Below are 24,656 nucleotides of genomic sequence, written 5' to 3' on the forward strand. Positions count from 1 at the left end.
TGTCGCATCGCTTGAGATGCGCCTGGCGCATCATTGCGCGATGACTGATCTTCCCCGCGCACACAAAGGTCGTGGCGCCGCCTCCAATCCTGAGGGTCGCTTCGAAACGATCCGTCATCATGCTGAAGACGACGGTTGGCAGCACGGCGTGCTCGATGAAGAGCAACCACGCCCGCGTACCGAAGTGACCGAAGAACGCGCGCGCAGCGTCATCACGCGCAACGATTCACCGGACCTTGCGTTCACGCTGGCGATGAACCCTTATCGCGGATGCGAGGCCTGTTGTATCTATTGCTTTGCCCGCCCTAGCCACAGTTATTTGAACCTGTCGCCGGGGCTCGATTTCGAAACCAAACTGCGAGCCAAGAGCAATCTCGCCGACGTGTTGCGCATGGAGTTAGCCAAACCGGGATACGCGATCAGTCCGATCAATATCGGGAGCAATACAGATCCTTATCAACCGATCGAAAAGAAATGGCGTATCACGCGCGCCGCACTGCAGGTGCTCGCCGAATGCCAGCATCCGTGCACGATCGTGACGAAGAATGCGTTGGTGGAGCGCGATATCGATCTTCTCGCACCGATGGCGCGGGAAAATCTTGTGCAAGTTTTCGTTTCCATCAATTCGCTGGACAATCATCTGGCGGCGAAACTCGAACCACGCGCAAGCGCTCCGCATCGTCGTATGAAGGCGATTCGAACGCTGGCGGAAGCCGGCATACCAGTCGGCGTATTGGTAGCACCCATCATTCCCGCGTTGAACGATCGCGATATGGAAGCGGTGCTTGAGCAAGCCGCCGACGCCGGCGCGCGTTGCGCCGGTTATACCGTGCTTCGCTTGCCGTACGAACTGAAAGCGCTGTTTCGAGAATGGCTGGCCTTGCATGCGCCGCAACGCGCCGCGCACGTCATGAGCCTGGTGCAACAAATGAACGACGGCAACGATTACGACAGCGACTTCGCTACGCGCATGCGCGGTCAGGGCGTCTTCGCGCAGCTATTGCGTCGTCGTTTCGACGTCGCGTGCCGACGTCACGGTTTTGGACGCGCGCGCGAGCTGCAATTGAATACATCTCTCTTTGTGCCTCCTCGCAAATCCTCTCCGCAAGGCGAACTTTTTTGAGCCGCGCATAAAATTCGACCCCTTTCCTGCCTGGCAAGAAAGGGGTCGAGCGTACGCAAACGCCGATTGAAAAAAGGGTGGCTTATTCGCTGGGCGGCAGATATTTCTCGAACCAATTCAGCGCACGCTGCAACACATCGCGCTGATTGGTCGGGTTGAAGAAGTGATGTCCTTCGTTCGGATACACCACCAGCGACGTCGGCACGCCGAGTGTGCGCAATGCGTGCCAGTATTCGAACGACTGCGGCGCAGGACATTCCGCGTCGCGCTCGCCCACCACGATCAAGGTCGGCGTCTTTACCTTCTTGATGTAATTGATGGCGGAGCTTTTCCCGTAAACCGCCGGATCGTCGTACACGGATGCGCCGAAGAACGGAATCATCCATTTGTCGATCAAGTTCTGGCCGTAATAGCTCTGCCAGTTGGCGATGCCTGCACCGGCGACTACAGCGCGGAAGCGCTGCGTTTGCGTCGGCGCGAACATGCTCATAAAGCCGCCGTAGCTCCAGCCGGTCAAGCCGAGACGGTGATCGTCGACGGGTAGTTTTTTCTCCACCGCATCGACACCTGCGAGCGTGTCGCGCAAATCGCCGTAACCAAAGTCTTTGCGATTGGCCTGGACGAACGCCTCGCCCTCGCCGTAGCTACCGCGCGGATTGGTCATAAACACGAAATAGCCGAGCGTGGAAAACGGCACAGCGCCATAACCCACCGACGGCCAATGCGGAATCACCGCCGCCGACGGACCACCGTGTACGTTCACGATCATCGGATAATGTTTGTGCGGATCGTAGTTGGCCGGATACAACAACCAGCCCTGCACGTGGAAACCTTCGTTATCCCACTCCACCGATTCGGCCTTGCCCCAACTCGGCTTTGCATCCGCGTTGATGGACGTGACGGCAGGCGGCATCGCATCGCCCACGGCGCCGGCGTAAACCTCCGGCGCTTTGTCGAACGACGACTGCATAAACGCGATGCTGCGATGATCGGCCGAGAACGACGGCGCCAGCAATGCGCCACCACCACCGATGTAGCCGGACGCGGTGAATAACACGCGTTGTTGTTTCGCACTGTCGGCCTGCACAGCGTATTCCGCCAACTGCACATGACCGTTGCTGACTTGATCCACCAGCAGCGATTGCGGCGTATTCCACGTGAACCACGACGGCGTCACATGGATACCCGGCGTGAGATCGACCGGCGCGCCGCCCTGCGACGAAACACTGTAGAGATCGCCACCGGTGGAACCCTGATCGCTCATCAAGCCGCCGATAAACACGATGCGCGAACCGTCCGGCGACCAGCGCGGCAAGGCGATCTGCAAACCGTGCAGCGAACCGCTCACGGTGTTGGGATCGACGATCGCCGTGCGCGTCGCGTTCGCCTGTGCGTTTTGCACATACAACTGCGCGATCCACCAATTGTTGTCGCCCGGCGGTTCCGCTGCGACATACGCCACGCGCGCGCTATCGGGCGCCCATGCGAATTCGTAGATGTAACTGCCGGCCGGCGACACGAGTTGCGGCGATCCGCCTTGCGCCGACACCGTGGCCAGACGTTCCACCTCGATACCTTCCACACCGATTTCGCCGAGCGCAGGCTTCGCTGCCGCCAATGCGCTGGCGCGACGCGTGGCGCCTTCCACGTAGAGGAACGCCAACGTCTTGCCATCCGGCGACCAACTCAAGCTGTGCGCATACCCGTTGAGGTTGGACAGATGCACCGGCTTGGCCTGCGACTGCGTATCCAGCACGTAGAGATCCGGCTGCTTGCTGCCGCCCATGCCGGCGCGCGAGCTCGCGCAATTGGAAAGGAAGGCCAAATGGCGCGAATCCGGCGCCCATGCCAGATCGTCTTCGCTGCAGGCGCCTGGTTTGCTCGCCAAACCGATGCTGTGCGCGTTTTTGCCGTCCGCGTCGGCCAGCATGATGCTCGGCTTGCCTTGTGTTTCCACCACCCAGGCGAGTTGATGGCCATCCGGCGACAGCGCCACTTCGCTGATGTCGCGCACTTTGCCCAGCTGCGTGAGCAGCGCATCGATGCGCGGATCGGTGGCGCTGTGCGTATCGGCAAACGCCGACGGCGCAAGCAACGCGGCGAGGAGAGGAAGCCACCAACGGGAAGGTTTGAGCATTTCGGGTCGTTCCGCAGACACAGGAAGGCACCCAACCTAGCAGCTATCACCCACCTCACCCATAGGTATGAAGGCACCCATTCCCGAGCTGCCCTGGTCCATGACCGTCACCTTCATCCCTTACAATTCACCCATGAAGATCGCCTCATGGAACGTAAACTCGCTCAAGGTGCGCATTCCGCACATGACCGAATGGCTTGCCGCCAGCCGCCCGGACGTTGTGGCGCTGCAGGAAACCAAGCTGGAAGACGCGAAATTTCCCGTGGATGAGCTGGCCGCCGCCGGATACCAAGCCGTGTACGCCGGACAGAAAACCTATAACGGCGTCGCGATCCTGGCCCGCAACGACCTGGGCGTGACGTTCGAAAACGTCGTCACCGATATTCCGGGGCTGGACGATCCGCAGCGACGCATTCTCGCGGCCACCGTCGGCGACGTGCGCGTGGTGGATCTCTATGTCGTCAACGGCAAAGCCATTGGCGACGAGAAATACGCGTACAAACTCCACTGGCTGGAGCGGGTGCGGGCGTTCCTCGAGGAAGAGATCAAGCGCTACCCCAACCTGGTCGTGCTGGGCGATTTCAACATTGCACCCGACGACCGCGATGTTTACGACCCCATCAGTTGGGGCGAAGACATTCTGTGTTCCCCGCCCGAACGCGACGCCTTGAAAGCCATCACGGATTTGGGTTTACACGACAGTTTCCGGCTGTTTGAAGAAGAAGGCGGCCATTACAGTTGGTGGGACTACCGGCAAGGCGCGTTCCGGCGCAACATGGGTTTGCGCATCGACTTGATCCTGCTCGGCGATGCCCTGAAATCCTCGGCCAAGGCCGCCGCCATCGACCGCGAACCGCGGCGTTGGGAACGCCCCTCCGATCACACGCCGGTCACGGTTGACCTGGATATCTGATGACGAATAGCCCTACCAAGACCGATTGGCCCAGTTCTCTAGACGACGCCGAACTCGACGAGCTTGATACCTATCTGCGCGCCCACACGCAGGAGCAGGACGGCCATCTGCTGCTCGACGGCGTGCACGGCCTGCTCAGCGCGTTGGCGGTCGGCCCCACCCAAGTGTTGCCGGACGAATGGTTGCCCGAAGTACTGCACGAACCGTTCGCCGACGAAGACGAAGGCAATCGCGTGCTCGCCCTCTTGGCCAAGCTCAACGATTCCATCAGCGCCGAATTGGATGTGGACGCCTACGAACCGATCCTCGGCGAAGTGGATACCGAAGCCGGCCCCGTGCTCTCAGCCGCGGGCTGGTGCGAAGGTTTCAGTCGCGGCATCGATCTGCGCGCCACGTTGTGGGAAAAACGCCTGGCCGACGATCCGCCGTTGATGGAAATGCTCGGGCCGGTCATGGCTTTGGCGGTGGACGAAGGCATCCTCAGTGCGGAAGCGGAGTTCGAAAAACTCAGCGACGAGGAATACGACGATTGCCTCGCGCAGCTTCCCGCTGTGCTCGCATCGGTGAATCACTATTGGTTCGAGCATCCGGCCACCGAAGCGGAGCTCAATGCGCTCAACGACGCCAACAAAGACAAGCACGATCATCAAGCGCCGCCGCGTCAGCGCAGCGGTCACTGGGTGCACTGAACCTGGGCTCCTTTCTCGACGGGGAAAGGAGTAAAACAGGCTGTTCCCTACTCGAAACATTCCGTTCGTTCGTTGCTACTTGGGTACGCATCGGAGCACATCCATCATGTGCGCCAGATCCTTCCCTTAGGAGCTCACCATGACCGAGCGTCGCATTCTTCGCCGCATCCGCGGCACCGATACCTCCGATGGCGCGGGCGTCAAGCTCAAGCGCATCATCGGCCAGCCGGGTTTGGACATGCTCGATCCTTTCCTGCTGCTGGACGAATTCCGTTCCGATCAGGCCGGCGATTACATCGCCGGATTCCCTGAGCATCCGCATCGCGGCTTCGAAACCGTCACCTACATGCTGGCGGGCCATATGCAGCACGGCGACAACCACGGTAACCGGGGCGATCTCAAACCCGGCAGCGTGCAGTGGATGACCGCCGGCCGTGGCATTCTCCATTCGGAAATGCCGCAGCAGGAAAACGGCCTGATGTGGGGCTTCCAGCTGTGGGTCAACCTGCCTTCCAAAGACAAGATGACCGCGCCGCGGTACCAGGACATCGATCCGGAACGTATCCCGGTCGTGCATCCGGCCGCCGGGGTGACGGTGAAGGTCATTGCCGGCACGTTGGGTGACGCTACGGGTCCTGTGTCAGGAATTGTCACCGCGCCCGTTTATCTGGATATCGCTCTCGAACCGGGCGCCGTGATCGATATTCCGCTGCCGGAAGGTCATCACGCGTTCGCCTACGTGTTCGACGGCAAGGACGCCAAGGTGGCCGGCGAGACGCTCTCGCGCAGCGAATTGGCCGTGCTTTCCGACGGCGACACCATCCGCATCGAAGGCCGGGAAGCCCCGTCCCGTGTGCTTTTGGTGGCCGGTCAGCCGCTGGAGGAGCCCGTCACGCGCTACGGGCCGTTCGTGATGAACACGCCCGAGCAGATCCACGAAGCCATCGCCGATTTCCGCGCCGGCAAGTTCTAAACGCCCCAGGTACTTCAGTCTCCCCATCGCCCTGCCGATAGCCATATCGACGGGGCGATGTGCGTTTGGGGATAGGCACGAACGATGCATCACTTCCCATGCAGGAAATCGTTAAAGATTTGCATGGAAAAAGGGGTTGCGGCGCATCGGGGACCAGCGTTAAATTGACATTAATCCAGGCTGCTTCATGTGCCTGTACAATGATGCTCCGTAAAGATTTTAGAAATCGCAGTTAACTCGTTGTTCTAATAGGCCATGACTGTTCTGACACTCACTCTCCTCATCACGGTTCTCGCCCTCGCGGCAGTGGCGGTGAAGCGTGTGCCGACAGGTCAGGTCTACAGTCTTTATCGCTACGGCAAGCCGGTGCGCCTGCTGCAGCCGGGCACCCACGTGGTGCTGCCGCTGGTGGATCGAGTAGGTCACCGCATCGATCTGGGCGGCCGCCTGCTGCGCTTCGACGCCTCGCTGATTCAGGCCACGCCCATGCAGGGCACTGTTTATTGGCAAGTGCTGGAACCCGAGCGCGCCGATGCGGTGATCGAACAAGCCGACCAGCTCATCCGCCACAGCGTGTTCGACGCGCTTCACGCGGATGAGGACAACGAGCTTACGGAGCGTCGCGAAGTCGCCGCCCGCCTCAAAACCAAACTCAACCGGCAGTTGCGCGACCGCGGTGTGATGGTCACCCGCGTGGAACTCGACGCAGCCTGATCGACCCGCATCTGGCCAGGCCGCCCAAGAGCACCGGCCCAGGGGAAATCTGAAAGTATCGACCCGCTCCGGCGGGTCTTCTTTTATCCGCGGCGCCTGGAGATACTGCGCGGCCGACGCCTAAGGAAGTTCGATGACCGACCGCTCCGCCCTGCAAACCAAGCTCGAACAGGGCATCGACGCGCTCGGCCTCGCGTTGCCGGACGCCGCCGTGCCGCGCCTGCTGGATTACCTGGCTCTGCTCGAACGCTGGAACGCGGCCTACAACCTCACCGCCATCCGCGATCCGTCGGAGATGGTGATCCGCCATCTGCTCGATTCCCTCGCGATCCTGCCCTACGTCAAAGGTCAGACCTTGGCCGACCTTGGCACCGGCCCGGGGCTGCCGGGCATTCCGCTGGCCATCGCCGCGCCCGGTCGCCAGATCCTGCTGGTGGATTCGAACGGGAAAAAAGTGCGCTTTCTGCGCGAAGCGATCCGCGCGTTGAAGCTCGAAGGCGTGCGCGTCGTGCAATCGCGCGTCGAGGACGTCGAAGGCCAGTTCGACTGCGTCACCGCGCGCGCCTTCGCCAGTCTGGCGGACATGCTGACCTGGGGCGGTCATCTGCTGGCGCCAGAGGGACTCTGGCTGGCGATGAAGGGCAAAACGCCGGACGACGAGTTCGGCGGGGTGCCGCCCGAATTCGTGGTCCACTGCACGCACGCATTGGCCGTGCCCGGGCTGGGATCGGCGGAGCGTCACCTCGTGATACTCGGCCGCGCCGGGGACGACCGCACGGCGCGCCCGCGCACGTAACCCACGACGGTGGCAGGCTGTTTCGCCCCCTTCCTGGTAATCTAGCCGTCCTTTCGAACACACCTACGGCACCGGACGAGACATGGCCCGTATCATCGCTGTCGCCAACCAGAAAGGTGGCGTCGGCAAAACCACTACCGCTGTCAATCTCGCCGCAGCGCTCGCTGCGGCGAAGCGCAAAGTGTTGCTGATCGATCTCGATCCGCAAGGCAACGCGACCATGGCATCGGGCGTGGACAAGCGCGAAGTCTCGCCGAGCGGTTGCGAAGTGCTGCTGGGCGAAGCGCCGATCAACGACGCCATCGTTTCCACCGAAGCGCATTTCGATTTGCTGCCCGGCAACGGCGATCTCACCGCCGCCGAACTCAAATTGATGGATGCGTTCGCGCGCGAGAATCGGCTCAAAGAACAACTGGCCAATGTCGCGAGCAAGTACGACATCATTCTGGTGGATTGCCCGCCGACCTTGCACCTGCTTACCGTCAACGCGTTGACCGCCGCGACCAGTCTGTTGATTCCGGTGCAGTGCGAATACTTCGCGCTCGAAGGTCTATCGAGTTTGCTCGATACCGTGAAGGCCGTGCGCCAGCATTTGAATCCGCAATTGGAAATCGAAGGCTTGCTGCGCACCATGTACGACGTGCGCAACAACCTCGGCAACGAAGTGTCCGCGCAGCTCACCCAACATTTCGGCGACAAAGTGTTGCGCTCGATCATTCCGCGCAACGTGCGTCTGGCCGAAGCGCCCAGTCACGGTCAGCCGATCCATCTTTACGATCGCAGTTCGCGCGGCGCCATCGCTTACATCGGCCTCGCCGGCGAAATCATCCGTCGCGAACGCGGCTCGCAAGCTGCGGTCGCCGCGTTGCACGCGATGCATGGCGACACGCCCGAGGAATCCGTGGAAGCCTCGGCCCATTCAGATCAGGAGTAAGCATGTCGGCTGCTAAAAAACGCGGACTCGGACGCGGATTGGATGCTCTGCTCGGTGGCGGCGATACCGGTACGCCATCGGTCATCGAACAAGAAGGCGAGCTGCGCACGCTCCCCATTCAATACATTCAACCCGGCAAATATCAGCCGCGTCGTCATTGGAACGACGAAGCGCTGGACGAATTGGCCGCGTCGATTCGCGCGCAAGGTTTGATTCAACCCGTCGTCGTTCGCGCAATCGGCAAGAACAGCTTCGAGCTGATCGCTGGCGAACGTCGCTGGCGCGCCGCGCAACGCGCGCAGATGAGCGAAATTCCCGCGCTTGTGAAAGACGTGCCGGAAGTCGCCGTGCCGGCGATGGCGCTGATCGAAAACATTCAGCGCCAAGATCTCACGCCGCTGGAAGAAGCCGACGCCATCAAGCGTTTGATCGACGATTTCGATCTTACGCATCAGCAAGCCGCCGATGCGGTGGGCCGCTCGCGCGCCGCCGTGTCGAACATGCTGCGCCTGATCGATCTGCCCGCGTCCATCAAGCGTCTGCTCGATGACGGCAAACTGGAAATGGGTCACGCGCGTTGTCTGCTCACGCTGCCCGAATATCAAGCCGAATCGCTGGCGCTGGAAGCGGCGCGTCACAACTGGAGCGTGCGCGAACTCGAAGACGCCGCGCGCAAAGCGCAGACCGCGCCCAAAGGCAAAGCCAAAAGCGCGCCGGCACGCGATCCGAACATCGATGCGCTGGAACGCGAATTGGCCGAACGTTTCGCCACCAAGGTGGAAGTCGCGCACGGTCGCGGCGGTCGCGGCAAGCTGGTGATCCACTACCACAGCAATGACGAGCTGGATGGCATCCTCGGCAAGCTGCGCTAACGACTAACTCCCTCTCCCCTTTGGGGAGAGGGCTGGGGTGAGGGGCCGATCTAGCGAAAAATTTAGTTTTTTTGCGACATCGTTTGGACAAGCGCTTCGCTGTCGCCGTCGAAGCAAGATCGACCCCTCACCCAAACCCTCTCCCCCGTTTACCAATTTTGTTTACGGGGGAGAGGGCTTAAAACAAACATTTGCATTACAAGGCTCCGTCCATGCCGCAACTCTCCGTCGTCGTGCCCGTCTTCAACGAACGCGACAACATTCCGCCGCTGCTCGCTGAAATCGCCGCTGCCTTGCGCGGCAAGCTCGATTTCGAAATCGTCTACGTCGACGACGATTCCAGCGACGACAGCCGCGCGGTCTTGCAGGCGCAGAAAGCGAGCTATCCGGAATTGCGCGTGCTGCACCACGTGTCGCGCAGCGGACAAAGCACCGCGGTATGGAACGGCGTGCGCGCGGCGCAATCGCCGTGGGTCGCCACGCTCGATGGCGACGGCCAGAACGATCCGGCCGATATCCCCAAGCTGCTCGCCGCGCGCGACAAAGCCGAAGCGGGCGTGAAACTCTTCGCCGGCTGGCGCACCACGCGCCGCGACAGCTTCAACAAGCGCATCTCGTCCAAGATCGCCAACGCGGTGCGCTCGCGCATGCTGCGCGATAACACGCCCGACACCGGTTGCGGCCTCAAGCTTTTCGAACGCGACGTGTTTCTGCGCTTGCCGTATTTCGATCACATGCACCGCTATCTTCCCGCGCTGGTGAAACGCGCCGGTTTCCGCAGCGAAAGCGTGCCGGTGGGGCATCGCCCGCGCACCGCCGGTACGTCGAAATACGGCATGCTCGACCGCTTGTGGGTGGGTATCGCCGATTTGCGCGGCGTCGCGTGGCTTATGCGCCGCGCCAAGGTCACGCAGATCGAAGAAGTTTAGATAGCGATCACATCGTTTGAATAACCGAGGCGTATGCTTGATGGACGCAGCGCTTTGGGAGGCCGTCCGTGAGCATCGCCATCAAACGTGTCTACGAGCCCGCCGCCAAAACGGATGGGTATCGCGTGCTGGTAGATCGCGTGTGGCCGCGCGGCCTCACGAAAGAAGATGCGGCGCTCGACGTATGGGCTCGCGATCTGGCGCCCAGCACGGCGTTGCGCAAATGGTTCAATCACGATGCTGCGCACTGGGAAGGATTCCGCCATCGCTACGCCAGCGAGCTCGATGCGCACAAGTCGTTCTGGCAACCGCTGGTCACCCGTGCTGAACGGCACCGCGTAACGCTGGTCTATGGTGCGAAGGACGAGGAACACAATCAGGCTGTCGCGCTGAAGGCGTATCTGGACAGCTGGATGAAGGCGAACGATTTGCGTTGACGGCGCGTCCCTGAACAGCTCCTAGCGCGAAGCCGGATGCCACGACTCCAACGCCTCACGCGTCTTTTCCCGCCCCAGCTCGATCAATTCCTTCGCGCGATAGAACTCGTAAGCGCTCGACACATTACGCGCCAACTGCACCAGCAGATCCGGTTGATACGCCGCCAAACGAAGGCGAGACAGATTCGCCTGCATCAAATCCATCGATTGCCCGAGCAACTCCAGCGCCCCCGGTTCGCTCGGTTTGTTCATGATCGCGGACTTCAGTTCATTGCCGGGTAGCAGGCGCCCGATCAAGCGCCCGATGCCACCTTTGGGCTTGGCGTCCCCTGCGGATATCTCCACCGGTTGAACTGTTTCGGCGGGGCCATCGATGCTCACCGCGATCACGTAATCGGCCGATTCGCGGATCAGCGGCGTCACGGGCACGGGATTAAGCAGCGCACCGTCCACCAGCACGCGCCCGTCGACCACGTGCGGCCGGAACAGCGTCGGGATGGCGATCGACGCGCGAATCGCATCGAACAGCGAACCGCGCGTCAGCCAGACCTCGCGTTCGCGCTCGATATCGGTGGCGACGGCGGTGAACGCGATTGGCAACGCCTCGATATTCACGTCGCCGATGATGTCGAGCATGGTGCCGATGATTTTCTCGCCCTTGATAAACCCGCCGCCGGCGAACGAAAACGACCAATCCACCAATTTCAGCACATCGAATTTGTCCAGCGAACAAACCCAATCGCGATAGATCGCCAACTTGCCCGCCGCGTGAATGCCGCCGATCAAGGCGCCCATCGAACAACCGGCGATCGCGACGATCTCGAAACCTTGCGCTTCGAGTTCTTCGATCGCGCCGACATGCGCCAAACCTTTCGCACCGCCAGCACCGAGCGCCAGCGCAATCCGGGGTTTGCGTGGCGTGTCTTCGTTTTCGGCGCCCGATGCAAGATCGGTGGAAGGTGTGGCGGGCATTGCGTTACGTACCCAAAGGCCGACTCATTGATAACCGCCAAGGGCCAGCTGCAGCATGATTTTCATCTCTTCTCGCAAAGGCAGCGGTGCGACGATTTCCGCATCGGGTCCGTACTTCAACACATCCATCAGCAATTCGCGTGAATTGGAATAGGGCAGTTGCAATTCGTAGCGGCCATCGGGCAGCCACGTGCCCTTCTGTTGCGAATGCCAATGTTCGTCGGCGACCCAACGCGCGGCGTGCGAAGAAAAGCGAATCGTCGCCCACGCTTTCGGCTTGCCGGCGAAAATGCCGTAGCTCGACGCCAGCAATTCGTTGAGATCGTTTTCCGCCACATCGTTGGCGGCCGCTTCCAACGTATGCGGTTCGACGATGCGATCCACCGCAAAACTGCGCAGCGCTTCGCGGTCGTGATCCCACGCATCCAGATACCAATTGTCGCGATAGTGCGTAAGCCGTTGCGGCGACACCGTGCGTTTGCTTTCGTTGTTGGTCGTACGCGCGCGATAAAGAAAACGCAGCTGTTTTCGATCCAGCACCGCGCCGGCGGTAATGCGAAACACTTGCTGATCGAGTTTGCGTTCGCCCCACGGAATCACGCGAATGCGTTCCACCGGCAACGCTTTGCCGCTGCCGCGATCAGAAAGCAGATGTTCGATGCGCGCTTTGAACGGCGCCAACGCGCCAGCCAAGACGCCCGGGCCGCTTCGGCCGATCAATTCGTTCAGCGCCAGCAAGGCGGCCAGTTCGTCCGAGGTGAGCCACAGGCCCGGCAACTCGAAGCGTTGACCTTCGGCGGCTTCGTAGCGGAAGGCCGCGTGTTCGCCGCCGGCGCTTTCGATGGGCGCGCCCAGCGCATCGCGTAGAAAGGCGATATCGCGGTAAAGCGTGGCGCGCGAGCATTCAAGCTCGTCCATCAGCCGGGGCAGGGGCACGGGGTAGTGCGCCGATTTCAACAGACGGTGCAGCGTGAGAATGCGCTCGTAGCGATCCATGTCAACGTTCAGCAGCGGGGATTTGTGTAGCATGAGCATGCTACGTGACGCCCGCAAGCGTCGTTGGACTTTCCCCGGTCCACATGGTGATGCCCCCAACTCCTTCACACACGGTCAATGGCGACCTGGAAACCCCGTCCGCGGGCCTGGCGCCGATGCTTCTGGAGGTTCTAGCCCTGTGCGGCTATGGCCTGTGGATGCTGCTTGGCCTGGCGTTGGCCCTGGGCCTTTACAGCTCCGGCCGGGGCGACGCCTTGGTGCCGTTGGCACTGGGCTGCGTTTTCGTCAGCGCCGGCCTGTTAGCGGCCTGCCTGCGCTTGCGCGTGATGTCCGAATGGCACGGCTGGCAGATTGGACGAACGCAACGCCCCACGCGGGAGGCCTTGCTGGCGCTAGCCACGTATTTCCCCATGCTGGCGTTGGGCGGCCTGGTGCGGGGCGACGAAAATTTCTGGACGATGCGGCTGGTCAGCATGACCCTGGTTCTGTGCAGCCTTTCCTGCCTGATCACCAGCGCCTATGGCTACCGCACGCGACGGCTGGCCGCTCAGGCCGGCGTCGCAGCGCAACTTCCTGTCAGCCGCCTCTTGTCCGCGTGGTACGGCGGCGGCTTGTGGCTGTGGGTTTGCCTCGCCTTTCAGACCGACCTCACCAGCGCGATGGCTGAGCCCTGGCCCTGGGCCATCGGTTTGCTGCTGATGGCCATGCTGCTGGGGTTGGTGGACGGCGTCGGCTGGCAATCGCTGCGTGGCGCTAGCCCGCTACCCCGTCCAAAAGGCCTGCAACTGCGCCGATTCCTGGCCGCCGCGCTGATTTGCGCGGTGCCCTGCCTCAGCCTGTTGCTGGTTCCGGTGTTGCCCGGCGGGCGTTGGCTCGCCCCATGCGCGGCAGGGGCCTACGTGCTCGGCAAAAGCATGGAACTTTGGCTCTACGACTTCGCCCTGACTCGCTTCCGTGATGCGCGTCTTGCGGCCCCTGAGACCGAATTGCCCTGAACTGGCCACTAAGATCGGTCTAAATATTCACAAAGGATTCAAGCCGCCCCGCTAAAGTGGGCAATCCCCAACAGCTTTTTAACATTGGACGATCCAGCGATGAAAAACCTGCTGATGACCGGCGTGGCGCTTGCCGCGCTCGCCACCTTCACCGCCCAGGCCCAGGACACGTCCTCCGGTACTCAGACCAGCACCGGCGAATGGACGGGTTCGGGTGAAGTCGGCTTCGCTTCCACGACGGGCAACTCCCGCTCGCAGAACGTCAACGCGAAGCTGACCCTGAACCAGGAAACCGACCGCTGGAAGAACAGCTTCTTCCTGGACGCGCTGCGCTCCAAGGGTCAGGTCACCGTGGTCGATGCCCAGGGCAATTCCGAAAAACAATTCGACACCACCGCCAACCGCTACGACTTCGGCGCGTCGGCCGGCTACAAGCTCGACCCGCGCAGCTACATCGTGACCGCGGGCCGCTACGACCATGACGACTTCGCCGCCTATCGCTGGCAGGGCACGGTCTCCATCGGCTACGGCTACATGGCGCTGAAAACCGACCGCACCCAGCTCTCGTTCGAAATCGGTCCCGGTTACACCGAATACCAGCCGGCCACCGGCACGCAAACCGTCAACGGCGTGGAAGTGCCGCTGAAGGAACCGCGTCAAAGCCAGGTGGTGGCGCGCGGCTTGGTGAACTACAAATACCGCATCACCGACAACACCGCGTTCGACGAAACGTTCCTGATGGAATCGGGCACCAAGAACACGTACCTGCAGAACGACGCGGGCCTTGCGGTCAGCATGACCAAGAAGTTCGCGATCAAGATCGGCTTCCAGGTCCGCCACAACAGCAACGTGTTGCCGGGCATCCGCCGCACCGACACGTTGACGACGACGAACCTCGTCTACAACCTCTGATCGCACGCTGCGCGTTCATCGCACATCAAACCCTTCCGCGCGCAAACGCGGAAGGGTTTTCTTTTTGATGCGTTATCGCGCGCGTTGAGGTCGATGCCTCAACGATCCAGGAAATCGGCGGCGCCTTGCGCAAACAACGCCTGCGCCACCTCGTCGCCGAGTTTCACCGCATCGGCGCTGCTGCCTTCGGCTTCGGCCAGCAGCAGACGACCGCTCGGCACATCGCCCACCATGCCGCGCAAATGTAAACCGTGCTCGGTGACCGTGCACCACGCGCCGACCGGCACAGTGCAGCTGCCGCCCAAGACGTGATTCATCGCGCGCTCGGCGGTCACGGCCAAGCGTGTTTCCGCGTCGTCCAACACCGCGAGCATTTCCAGCACGTCGGCGCGGTCGGCGCGCGCTTCGATCGCAATCGCCGCCTGACCTGGTGCGGGCAACCACGCAGGTGCGGCGAGTCGGCTGCGAATGCGTTCGTGCAGGCCAAGTCGTTCGAGACCGGCGCACGCCAACAGGATCGCCTCGTAATGTCCCGCATCGAGTTTCTGCAAACGCGTGCCGACATTGCCGCGCAGATCGAGCAAGCTCAGATCGGGCCGCACCGCGCGCAATTGCGCTTGCCGGCGCAACGACGACGTGCCCACGCGCGCACCGTGCGGCAGCGCGGTCAGATCGGCGAAGTCGTTGCTGATGAACGCGTCGGCAGCATCCGCGCGCGGAAGAATGGCAGGCAGGGTGAAGCCGGGTTCCAGTTCCGCGGGTACGTCTTTGAGCGAATGCACGGCGAGGTCGGCGCCGTTTTCCAGCATCGCCACTTCGAGTTCCTTGAGGAACAGACCCTTGCCGCCGATCGTCGCCAGCGGTTTGTCCAGAATCTCGTCGCCGCGCGTGCTGAGCGGAACCAAGTCCACGCGCAAGCCCGGATGCGCGGCGCGCAACAGGCTGGCGACGTGCTCGGCCTGCCACAGGGCGAGCGCGCTTTTGCGGGTGGCGATGCGGAGAAGCGACAGCGGCATGACGGCTCCGAAAACGGCGACTACGGCTATTGTCGCTCAGCCGTCAACCCATGCGCAGCAGTTTGCGCACGGCTGGCAGATTGCGGCGGCTCACTTCCGGGCTGAAGTCGGTGCCCGTCAGCCGCGCGAGCACGCGACCGTCGGCGAGCGTCTTCAGGCCGACCAGCCGGTGCGCCGGCACCAGGCAGTTGCGATGCAGGCGGATCAGACGGTCCGGATACGTTTCTTCCAACTGGCGCAGCGATTCGTCGAGCAGCAACTGATCGCCCGCGCGATGCGCCACCACGTACTTCTCTTCCGCCAGCAGGTAGATCACTTCGTCCAAGGCCATGCGTACCGGCTCGCCCCGCACGCGCGCATGCAACCAGCCGGCCGGTTCGCGCGGTTGCGACTCCAGCCGTTGGCGCACGCGCTTGAGCGCATCGCGCAGGCGTTCCACGCCCACTGGTTTGAGCAAGTAATCGGTCGCGCCCAATTCGAACGCGTGCACCGCATGCGCCTCGTACGCCGTGCAAAACACGATCTGCGGACGCGCGCGATGGGCAAGTTTCGCCGCCAGCGCTTTGCCGTCCAGGCCCGGCATATTGATATCCAGCAGCAGCAAATCCGGATTGGTGTCCGCCAGTGCCGCCAAGGCCGCTTCGCCGTCGCCCACGCTGCCCACCACGTCCACGTCGCCGCATTCTTTCAGCAGCGCATCGAGGCGTGCGCGCGCCAGCGGCTCGTCGTCAACGATCAATATGCGCATGGCGCGCCTCGACCGGCAGATGCAAAGTCACCACAAAACGTCCATTCGCAGGTCCCGCCTCGACGTTTGCGCGCGGTCCGTAGTGATAAGCGACGCGTTGACGCACGTTGTTCAAGCCATGGCCGCTGCCGCGCGTCGCGGGATTGTCGGCGAGCGGATTGTCGACCTCAATGCGCATCGTCGAACCGTGGCGCATGCCGCGTAACACGATTTCTCCGCCTTCGCGCAGCGGCTGAACGCCGTGACGCACCGCGTTTTCGACCAGCGGTTGCAGCAGCAGGCGCGGCATCGCGGCGTCCATCGGCAAGTCGTCGAGTTCTCGCCTTACGCGCAATCGTTCGCCGAGCCGCAACTGCTCAATCGCCAAGTAGCGATCCACCAATTGCAGCTCGTCGCCCAGCGTGCCGGCGTGCGTATCGTCATGCCCCAGTGCGGCGCGGAACAGTTCGGAAAGATTTTCCACCGTGCGTTCCGCCGCGGCCGGATCCACGCGCACCAGCGCCGCCACCGTATTCATGCTGTTGAACAGAAAATGCGGACGAATGCGCGCCTGCAGCGCTTCCACTTTGGCATGCGCGGCGGCAGCCAAGCGCGCCTGCCATTCGGCCAATACATAGAAATATCGCAGCATCGCCGCGCCAAGCAGCGCGGCGATCACCGCGTTGTCGCGCACGAACGCGAATGAGCTGTGAGATACGAGCTGCATCTGCAACATGCCATCCATGCCCTGCGCAAGGATGCTGCCCAACACCACGATCAACACCATCACCAGCCACACGCCCGCGTAAGGCAGCAAGCCCGGCAATCGAAGCAACCACGGACGCAGCTTGCACAAGGCCACGCCCATCACCATGGCCACCCATTCCACAAACAACATGCCGACGCTGTAGCCGCGCCATCCGCGCGTGCTTTGCGGCGCCAGCCACGCCAAGGTCACGCACAACGCGCCGACCACCAGCAATGCCGAAATCACCGGCAGGCTGCAAAAGTCCGGCAACGGGCTGCGTGGCGAAGCGGGCGGCTTGGCGTTGGATTGCGGCATGCGCGCAGTATGCACGCACTCGTTAAGCCTTTCAGCGCACCCTTTCGCCGATCCACCGGCGCAGATCCGCAATTTCGTCCGGGCAAACCGAATGCGGCATCGGATAGGTGTGCCAGTCGACCTTGTACCCGAGCGCTTCGAGGGCGATGCGCGAATCAACACCGCGCTGAAGGATCACCACCGGATCGAACGTGCCGTGTCCCCAGAAAATCGGCACGTTCCCATTGATGGCATTGCGCTCGGCCGCCAGCAAACCGGCCATCGGCAAGTACGTGGACAACGCGATGATGCCCGCGAGTTTCTTCGGATGACGCAAGCCGGCGGCCAGCGCAATCGCGCCGCCCTGCGAAAAACCCGCCAGCAGAATGCGTTCGCTCGGCACGCCGCGCTCCTGCTCGCGTGCGATCAACGCTTCCACCTGCGCGATGGATTCGCGCATGCCGACTTCGTCTTGCTGCGCCACCAGATCGAACCCGTAGATGTCGTACCACGCACGCATCGTCATGCCGTTGTTGATCGTGACCGCGCGCATCGGCGCATGCGGAAACACAAAGCGGATCGCCGGCCAATCCGGCGACACCAGCTCCGGCACGATCGGCGCGAAGTCGTTGCCGTCCGCGCCCAGGCCGTGCAGCCAGATGACGCTGTACAGGGGATGGGCGGCCGTTTCGCTTTCGACAACAGGAAGCAGGCTCATGAGGCATCAAATCGGGGGAATCGAAGCGGCATCGTAACAGCCGCTTCGTTGAAGCGCGGTGTCGATGCGGTCGAATGGGGCGTTCAATATCGCCACTTACCCGACGTCGCCGTCATAGCAAGCCGACGAGCCTAGCGTCCACACACCTCAAATAAAACGGGACCCTTGGCGCTTGTCAGCGTCGCGCACTTGGCTATCCTGATCGGCTTTCGATCACGGAGCTTCGCCCATGCGCCGACTGCTGCTCGCCGGCCTCATCGCCCTCACCGTGCTGCCCGTGGCCGCGCAGACCGACTCGGGGGCGCCGAAGCTCGATCTGGAAACCATCATGGCCAACCCGGACTGGATGGGCCAGGCGGTGGAGAACCCGTATTGGAGCGCCGACGGCAGCAGCCTCTACTACCAGCTCAAACGCGATGGCAGCCCGGTGCGGGATCTGTATCGCGTCGACCCGGCGAGCGGAAAAAGCACCAAGCTCGATCCAACTGCTATGACGCACGCGGAAGGGCCCGCCGTGTTCGATCGCGCGCATCGCCATGCCGCCTACATCTTCCACGGCGATGTCTTTCTGCAAGACCTGAGCAACGGGCGTCGCACGCAAGTAACGCGTAGCGCGCAGCCGGAATCCTCGCCGCGCTTTTCTGCCGACGGTCGTTCGCTGCAATTTCGCGAAACCAACAATTGGTTCGTCTACGACATTGACAGCGGCGTCACCTCGCCCGCCGCGATATTGAAATTCTCTGACGATCCGCAAGCCAAGAAACCCGATACGCTCGGCCAGCAGCAACTGGACCTGTTCAAAGCGCTGCGTGAAAACAAAGAAGACAAAGACGCCGTTCACGCCAACGATCAAGCGCTGGCCGCCGCCGATCCTTCGCGCGCGCCGCAACCGTTCTATCTCGGCGACAAAACGCAGCTCGTCGATACCGAGCTGTCGCCCGACGGCCGATGGATGCTGGTCGTCACGCAGGAAGCGCATCACGACGACGGCAAAGCGCCCAACGTTATCCATTTCGTTACCGACTCCGGCTACACCGAAGACGAGCCGGCGCGCACGTATGTCGGTCGCAACAGCGCCGCGCCGCAATCGGTGAAGCTGCTCGATCTTGATGCACACAAATCGTATTCGCTTGCTACCGACAACTTGCCGGGCATCAAAGACGATCCGCTCAAAAGCATTCGCGCAAAGACCATCGCCGCCCTGCAGAAAGCCGGCAATGACGACGAAGCGAAAGCCTTGAAAGCGCCGGATGTGCGTCCCGTAACGCTTTACACCATGGATAGCGGCACCGCCGGTGTCGTGTGGAGCGAAGACGGCCGAAATGCCGCGTTGGAATTCTTATCGGTCGATAACAAAGACCGGTGGATCGCCACCGTCGACTTCGCGCATCACGCGCTGGTCGCGCAGAACCGCTTGCACAACGATGCATGGGTCAATTGGGCCTACAACGATTTCGGCTGGCTCAAAGACAACCGCACGCTGTTTTATCTCAGCGAAGAAAGCGGTTACTCGCATTTATATGTAAAACCCTTGGATGGCAGTCAGAAAGCGTTGACGTCCGGCAAGTTCGAGGTCAGCAATCCGCAGCTCTCCAACGACGGCAAGTCGTTCTATGTGCGCGCGAACCAAGTCGCGCCGTACAGCTATGACGTCTATCGCGTATCCGCCACCGGCGGCGAACTGGCGCGCATCACCCAATACGGCGGCATGGACCAATTCGTGTTGTCGCCGGACGACAAACAACTCGCCGTGCTTCATTCATCGGCTTACGTGCTGCCGCAACTCGCCGTGCAAAACGCTGGCGGTGGTACGCCGCGCGAACTCACCCACACCATGAAGCCGGCTTTCACCGCCTATAAATGGATTGCGCCCAAGATCGTGCAAGTACCTTCGTCGCACGGTGCGGGCGTGATCTACGCCAAATACTACGGCCCTGCGAATGAAACCGATGCGCCTGCATCGCGCCCCGCTGTGTTGTTCGTCCATGGCGCCGGCTATCTGCAAGATGTGTCGGAATCGGCCACGTATTACCAGCACGAGCAGCTGTTCAACAACTTGCTGGTGCAGCAAGGCTACGTCGTGCTCGATATGGATTACCGCGCATCGCAAGGTTATGGCGCAGCGTGGCGCACGGCGATCTACCGCCAGATGGGTCATCCGGAATTGGAAGACTTGCTCGACGGCAAAGCGTGGCTGGTGAAAAACCACGGCGTCGATGCGAAACGCGTGGGCATCTACGGCGGCAGTTACGGCGGCTTTATGACCGAGATGGCGCTGTTACGCGCGCCAGGCGAATTCGCGGCCGGCTCGGCGCAGCGTCCGCCGGCCGATTGGGTGACGTACAACGACTCGTATACCGCCGGCATCCTCAACGATCCGCAGATCGATCCGGAGGCGTACAAGATCAGCTCGCCGATCACCTACGCCGAAAATCTGCGCGATCCGTTGCAGATTAATCACGGCCTGATCGACGACAACGTGCTGGCCAGCGATTCGATCCGTTTGTATCAGCGCTTTATCGAACTGCACAAAAAGAATTTCTGGATCTCGTTGTATCCGCTGGAGCGCCACGAATTCGAGCATGCCGATTCGTGGTACGACGAATATCGTCGTATCGATGAATTGTTTGAGACGTGGGTGAAGCCGTCGAATTCACAATAACCCGTAATGCGCTCGTCATTCCGGCGAAGGCCGGAATCCAGTTAAGTAACCCGTGCGAAGCACTCTTTTTTATGCCGTGTGCTGCGCACGACGTATTTCACTGGATTCCGGCCTTCGCCGGAATGACGTTCGGCTTCGTAGGGGCTAACGGAGGTCATTAATCCTCGTCGTCGCTGCTGCCATTGGCTTTCCAATAACCAGTGGCGCGAACCCAATCCTTCGAAATGCCGCGCTCTTCCACCAAATAACGACGCATCATGCGCGCGCGCCGCGATTCGGCCGCGATCCAATAAAACGTATCGCCCGGCAACGCAGGCAATTCGCGCAGCGCGGTTTCCAATAACTCGCTGCGGCTCGCATCAGCGCCGTCGCGTTCCAGCCATGTCACATCGAAGTCCGATTGCGAACCCAGCGGCAAACGGTCGGCTTTTTCCGGAATCTCAACCAGCGCTATGACATGCGCCTCGGCATGCATTTCATCCAGCCGCCGCGCGATCGCCGGCAGGGCGGTTTCGTCGCCGATCAGCACGTAGTGATCGAAATCGTTGGCGACGATAAACGAACCGCGCGGGCCGCCTACGCCGATACGTTGTCCGGGCGTCGCTTGCTCCGCCCAGGTCGATGCTGGTCCGTCGCCATGCAATACGAAATCGATCACCAGTTCGTTGCGTTCGGCATCGTGCTCGCGCGGCGTGTAGTCGCGCATGGGCGAAGGTTCGGCGTCGGCCGGAAATTCGGGGCCGTTGGGTCCCAAGGTGGGAAACACCAAATCGCCTTGCGAGTTAGGGAACAGCAACTTCACGTGATCGTCGGGCGATCCGCTGACAAATCCGCGCAGTTGTTCACCTTTCAAGGTGATCCGCTGCATATGCGGCGTCATGCGTCTGGCGTTGAGTACTTCCAGCGTACGCAATGCGAGCTGGTGCCGAGCCATACGGTGTTCGTGTCGAGTCATGGGCGCTTTTTGTCAAAGAGAAAGGGACTCGCAACGCCGGCGAATCCGGCGTTGCGTTCTTTGCACGCAGCGTGGTCTTGCAAGCCTTACTGAGTTTCGTCCTGGCGGCCGGTGGCGATCTCGGCGGCGGCGCGTTCGAGAATTGCCGCAACGCGTTGCGCTTCGACCTTGTTCCAGTCCGCGCCGCGCATCAGCACGGCATGCTTGAGCGCGTGCATCGCCTTGCGTACGCCCATCGGCAACGAAAGCTTGGCGATTAAACGCGCGCTGTGGCGCGTGCGTTCGGTCATTGCATCCACGGCGACGCGATTGGCGTTGAGAAATTCGCGGCCTTGGTCGGTGATCGCGTACAACTTGCGTCCGCCTTCTTCGCTTTGCACCGATGCGTGGCCGAGTTCTTCCAGCATAGTGAGCGTGGGGTACACGGCGCCGGGGCTCGGCGAGTAGTGACCGTGGAACATCTCTTCGATCGTGCGGATCAATTCGTAACCGTGACGCGGCTGCTGTTCGATCAGCGCCAGCAGCAACAGCTTCAGATCGCCGTGGCCGAGGATGCGCCCGCCGCCGCGTCGACCGCCGCCTTGCATGCTGTCCCAGTCGCCGAAATCGCCGCCGCCGAACGATCCGTGCCGGCCGCGCCGGCCGTGAAAAACGTAAACCTCGTCGTCGAACCCGCCGACGTCGCCCCAGCCTCCGCAGCCGCCGTGATGGCGCTGCATAAAGCGATGGAACAGGAAATGCCTGTGCATGATATAACTCCGATATATCGAAATCCTGAAAGAAACGATATATCTAAACTCTATCGAATTGCAACAGGCTCCAGGCAAGACGCGGTTTCCAGGCGGGCCGCGGATATGTCGATTCGCCGCCCGCCGGTTCGTCATTAGGGTACGGCAAGCCTTTCCACAGGAGCTCAACCATGACGCAAGCCCCCACCCTCGTCCCCGCCGCCGAGCTGGTGAAGCGCAACGGCGCCAGCCAAATCAACGAAAGCCCGGAATACCGCCGAGCGCGCGATGAACTGCTGCGCGAGGAAATCGAACTGCGCCGCCATATCGAACGCGTCGCCGAACTGCGCCGCGCACTACCGCCCGGTGGCGAGGTGATCGGCGACTACCGTTTCGAAGGCGAACACGGCCCGACCGATTTCGCCGGTCTGTTCGGCGACAAGCAGACGCTGGTCGTCTACAGCTATATGTTCGGCCCGCAACGCGAACGCCCCTGTCCGATGTGCACCTCGATGCTCAGCGCGTGGGAAGGCGAAGCGAACGACATGCAGCAGCGCATCGCGCTCGCCGTGATCGCACGCTCGCCGATCGAGCGCCTCGTTGCGTTCAAGCGCGAACGCCACTGGCGCTATCTCAAGTTGTATAGCGACCTCAACGGCAACTTCAGCCGCGACTACCACGCCATCGCCGACGACGGCAGCGACATCCCCGAGATCAACGTTTTCACGCGTCGCGACGGAAAAATTCGCCTGTTCTGGAGCGGTGAAATGGGTACTGCCACGGCGGACCCCGGCCAGGACCCGCGCGGCGCGCCCGACCCGATGCCGATCTGGACGGTCCTGGATTTGACGCCGGAAGGCCGCGGAACGAATTGGTATCCGAAGCTGGAATATCCCGCGTAATTATCGCGTTTGCTTTCGCGCAGCCGCGCCACGGAAGGCCACGGCTGCCGCGATCAGCAACAAGATCACCGAGATCCAAGCGGAATCGTGCAAGCCGCGCACGATCCACGCATTGCTGTCGCCGGCCAGCGCACCGAACAACGCAACACCGATTGCGCCAGCCGCCTGCCGCGCCGCGTTGAGCACGCCCGATGCGGTCCCCGATGCTTGTTTTTCCACGGCGGAAAGCACCGTGGTGGTCATCGCCGGTACGCCAAGCCCCATGCCGCAGGGAAGCAAGGCAAACGCAGGCAGCATCAACAAATAAGGACTTTGCGCGCCCAGCAACAGAAACAACGAAAAACCGAATGCGTCGATCAACGCACCCAACACCATCGGCAACTTCGCACCGGCGCGGCCCACCAGCCAACCGCTAAAAATGTTCACGCCGAAAAACGTCGCGGTCAAAGGCAAATACGCCAATCCGGTCTGCAACGCGGTGTAACCATGCACGCGCTGCAGATAAAGGCTAAGCAAGAACACGATGCCGTAATACGTGAGATTCACAATCACGCCGTAAATCACCGCTGCGCTGAAACCTGGCGCTCTAAAAAATCGCAGCGGCAACATCGGCGACGGGCAACGCGACTCCTGCCATATAAACAACGGCACGGCCAGCAACGTCGTCGCGATGCACGCCAACACCCAAGGATGTGTCCATCCCAAGGGCTTCGCTTCGATCACGGTTATGGTTAATGCGGTCAGCGCAAGCACGGCGAGAATCTGTCCGCGCAGATCGAAATGCTTACCGCGAACCTCGCGCTCCGTTTCCGGAACGCGCAACGTCAGCCATGCACCCAGGATGCAGATTGGCACGTTGACGAAAAAAATGCTGCGCCAGGTCGTGACGCTCATCAACAAGCCGCCGATCAGCGGGCCCGCGGCAATCGTGATGCTGCCGGCGGCGGTCCACCAACCGATAGCGCGTGCGCGTAACGCATGTTCGTGCGCTGTTGCGTGACTAAGCAAAGCCAGCGAGCAGGGCAGCATCGCCGCCGCGCCAACGCCTTGCAGCATGCGCCCGACGATCAACATGACGGCATCCACCGAAAAACCGCAAAGGATCGACGACAGCGCAAACAACAGCATGCCCGCCAGATACACCTTGCGCGCGCCCAATCGATCGCCAAGAAAACCCATGCTCAACAACAGCACCGCGAACGCGAGCGTGTACGCATCCACCACCCATTGCAGGCCGGCGACGCCCGCATGCAAATCCGTGGCGATGCGCGGCAGCGCGATATTGACGATGCTGACGTCCAGTTGCACCAACGCAAAACCGAAACTGGCAGCGATGGTGACGCGCGAAATACGTTGTCGAACGGTACGTTGATCCATGCGATGCGATAAAGGCGGGCGGTATCGAAACCTTATGATATGCGCAGCATGAACGTTTCGCTGGCGGGCGAACTATCCGCTTTTTGCAAACACAAGCCGAAAAAAGCCCCCGGCGAACGAGTCGCCAGGGGCCAGTG

At 61.6% G+C, this 24,656-nt stretch carries 24 protein-coding genes; 14 read left to right on the forward strand and 10 right to left on the reverse strand.

The features are described from left to right. The first annotated feature begins 40 nt into the window (after window positions 1-40). Complete coding sequence (locus tag L0U79_RS02345) at window positions 41-1,123, forward strand: PA0069 family radical SAM protein (RefSeq protein WP_233840284.1); 1,083 nt, start codon at window positions 41-43, stop codon at window positions 1,121-1,123. 82 nt (window positions 1,124-1,205) lie between these two features. Here L0U79_RS02345 and L0U79_RS02350 read toward each other — a convergent pair whose 3' ends face one another. After that, window positions 1,206-3,260, reverse strand: coding sequence for a S9 family peptidase (locus L0U79_RS02350; protein ID WP_233840285.1), 2,055 nt, complete (start codon window positions 3,258-3,260; stop codon window positions 1,206-1,208). Window positions 3,261-3,393: 133 nt separating this feature from the next. Here L0U79_RS02350 and xth point away from each other — a divergent pair, with 133 nt between their 5' ends. From xth to L0U79_RS02395, 9 genes are all read left to right on the forward strand, one after another. Next, window positions 3,394-4,173: an exodeoxyribonuclease III gene (gene xth / locus L0U79_RS02355; RefSeq protein WP_233840286.1), complete on the forward strand. Its 780-nt coding sequence runs from the start codon at window positions 3,394-3,396 to the stop codon at window positions 4,171-4,173. Next, the gene (locus L0U79_RS02360) at window positions 4,173-4,862 is read left to right on the forward strand and encodes a YecA family protein (protein ID WP_233840287.1); all 690 of its coding nucleotides are present in this window, start codon (window positions 4,173-4,175) and stop codon (window positions 4,860-4,862) included. The genes xth and L0U79_RS02360 overlap by 1 nt, the downstream gene beginning before the upstream one ends. Before the next feature lie 139 nt (window positions 4,863-5,001). Further along, window positions 5,002-5,835: a pirin family protein gene (locus L0U79_RS02365; protein ID WP_233840288.1), complete on the forward strand. Its 834-nt coding sequence runs from the start codon at window positions 5,002-5,004 to the stop codon at window positions 5,833-5,835. Between the two features lie 255 nt (window positions 5,836-6,090). Then, window positions 6,091-6,549: an SPFH domain-containing protein gene (locus tag L0U79_RS02370; protein ID WP_233840289.1), complete on the forward strand. Its 459-nt coding sequence runs from the start codon at window positions 6,091-6,093 to the stop codon at window positions 6,547-6,549. A gap of 133 nt (window positions 6,550-6,682) precedes the next feature. Further along, window positions 6,683-7,345 (forward strand): 16S rRNA (guanine(527)-N(7))-methyltransferase RsmG, encoded by a 663-nt coding sequence (rsmG, locus tag L0U79_RS02375; RefSeq protein ID WP_233840290.1) that lies wholly within the window; start codon window positions 6,683-6,685, stop codon window positions 7,343-7,345. Window positions 7,346-7,427: 82 nt separating this feature from the next. After that, window positions 7,428-8,279 carry a ParA family protein gene (locus tag L0U79_RS02380; RefSeq protein WP_233840291.1) on the forward strand — a complete coding sequence of 284 codons (852 nt, stop codon included), beginning with the start codon at window positions 7,428-7,430 and terminating at the stop codon, window positions 8,277-8,279. A gap of 2 nt (window positions 8,280-8,281) precedes the next feature. Continuing rightward, on the forward strand, window positions 8,282-9,151 hold the full coding sequence (locus L0U79_RS02385; RefSeq protein WP_233840292.1) for a ParB/RepB/Spo0J family partition protein: 870 nt from the start codon (window positions 8,282-8,284) through the stop codon (window positions 9,149-9,151). 212 nt (window positions 9,152-9,363) lie between these two features. Further along, a complete protein-coding gene (locus L0U79_RS02390) occupies window positions 9,364-10,080 on the forward strand; it encodes a glycosyltransferase (RefSeq protein ID WP_233840293.1) in 717 nt (238 codons plus the stop codon). Window positions 10,081-10,148: 68 nt separating this feature from the next. After that, on the forward strand, window positions 10,149-10,517 hold the full coding sequence (locus L0U79_RS02395) for a DUF488 family protein (RefSeq protein WP_233840294.1): 369 nt from the start codon (window positions 10,149-10,151) through the stop codon (window positions 10,515-10,517). 21 nt (window positions 10,518-10,538) lie between these two features. Here the strand turns inward: L0U79_RS02395 and L0U79_RS02400 are convergent, their stop codons facing one another. Continuing rightward, on the reverse strand, window positions 10,539-11,489 hold the full coding sequence (locus L0U79_RS02400) for a patatin-like phospholipase family protein (RefSeq protein WP_233840295.1): 951 nt from the start codon (window positions 11,487-11,489) through the stop codon (window positions 10,539-10,541). 24 nt (window positions 11,490-11,513) lie between these two features. Beyond that, window positions 11,514-12,485, reverse strand: coding sequence for a YafY family protein (locus L0U79_RS02405; protein WP_233843813.1), 972 nt, complete (start codon window positions 12,483-12,485; stop codon window positions 11,514-11,516). Between the two features lie 155 nt (window positions 12,486-12,640). On the opposite strand from L0U79_RS02405, the gene L0U79_RS02410 reads away from it, so the two are divergent. Together L0U79_RS02410 and L0U79_RS02415 are read left to right on the forward strand one after the other, a co-directional pair. Then, a complete protein-coding gene (locus L0U79_RS02410; protein WP_233840296.1) occupies window positions 12,641-13,480 on the forward strand; it encodes a hypothetical protein in 840 nt (279 codons plus the stop codon). 99 nt (window positions 13,481-13,579) lie between these two features. Beyond that, entirely contained in the window at window positions 13,580-14,392 is an 813-nt protein-coding gene (locus tag L0U79_RS02415) for a DUF481 domain-containing protein (protein WP_233840297.1), read from the forward strand. 98 nt (window positions 14,393-14,490) lie between these two features. On the opposite strand, the gene hemC is transcribed toward L0U79_RS02415, so the two are convergent. The 4 genes from hemC to L0U79_RS02435 are packed head-to-tail and all read right to left on the reverse strand — an operon-like array spanning window position 14,491 to window position 17,895. Further along, window positions 14,491-15,402, reverse strand: a complete 912-nt coding sequence (gene hemC / locus L0U79_RS02420; RefSeq protein WP_233843814.1) for a hydroxymethylbilane synthase — start codon at window positions 15,400-15,402, stop codon at window positions 14,491-14,493. Window positions 15,403-15,451: 49 nt separating this feature from the next. Beyond that, on the reverse strand, window positions 15,452-16,156 hold the full coding sequence (locus L0U79_RS02425) for a LytTR family DNA-binding domain-containing protein (RefSeq protein ID WP_233840298.1): 705 nt from the start codon (window positions 16,154-16,156) through the stop codon (window positions 15,452-15,454). Continuing rightward, the gene (locus L0U79_RS02430) at window positions 16,137-17,198 is read right to left on the reverse strand and encodes a histidine kinase (RefSeq protein WP_233840299.1); all 1,062 of its coding nucleotides are present in this window, start codon (window positions 17,196-17,198) and stop codon (window positions 16,137-16,139) included. The genes L0U79_RS02425 and L0U79_RS02430 overlap by 20 nt, the downstream gene beginning before the upstream one ends. Before the next feature lie 31 nt (window positions 17,199-17,229). Then, on the reverse strand, window positions 17,230-17,895 hold the full coding sequence (locus tag L0U79_RS02435) for an alpha/beta hydrolase-fold protein (RefSeq protein WP_233840300.1): 666 nt from the start codon (window positions 17,893-17,895) through the stop codon (window positions 17,230-17,232). A gap of 229 nt (window positions 17,896-18,124) precedes the next feature. Between L0U79_RS02435 and L0U79_RS02440 the strand changes: the two genes are divergently transcribed. Continuing rightward, window positions 18,125-20,557 (forward strand): prolyl oligopeptidase family serine peptidase, encoded by a 2,433-nt coding sequence (locus L0U79_RS02440; protein ID WP_233840301.1) that lies wholly within the window; start codon window positions 18,125-18,127, stop codon window positions 20,555-20,557. Between the two features lie 157 nt (window positions 20,558-20,714). On the opposite strand, the gene L0U79_RS02445 is transcribed toward L0U79_RS02440, so the two are convergent. Together L0U79_RS02445 and L0U79_RS02450 are read right to left on the reverse strand one after the other, a co-directional pair. Beyond that, entirely contained in the window at window positions 20,715-21,512 is a 798-nt protein-coding gene (locus L0U79_RS02445; protein WP_233840302.1) for a siderophore-interacting protein, read from the reverse strand. Between the two features lie 86 nt (window positions 21,513-21,598). Next, a complete protein-coding gene (locus tag L0U79_RS02450) occupies window positions 21,599-22,261 on the reverse strand; it encodes a PadR family transcriptional regulator (RefSeq protein WP_233840303.1) in 663 nt (220 codons plus the stop codon). A gap of 170 nt (window positions 22,262-22,431) precedes the next feature. Between L0U79_RS02450 and L0U79_RS02455 the strand changes: the two genes are divergently transcribed. Next, window positions 22,432-23,142: a DUF899 family protein gene (locus L0U79_RS02455; RefSeq protein ID WP_233840304.1), complete on the forward strand. Its 711-nt coding sequence runs from the start codon at window positions 22,432-22,434 to the stop codon at window positions 23,140-23,142. On the opposite strand, the gene L0U79_RS02460 is transcribed toward L0U79_RS02455, so the two are convergent. After that, a complete protein-coding gene (locus L0U79_RS02460) occupies window positions 23,143-24,519 on the reverse strand; it encodes an MFS transporter (protein WP_233840305.1) in 1,377 nt (458 codons plus the stop codon). It lies immediately after the preceding gene. Between the last annotated feature and the right edge of the window lie 137 nt (window positions 24,520-24,656).

It is taken from the genome of Dyella sp. 2HG41-7 (genome assembly GCF_021390675.1).
Taxonomy (GTDB): domain Bacteria; phylum Pseudomonadota; class Gammaproteobacteria; order Xanthomonadales; family Rhodanobacteraceae; genus Dyella_B.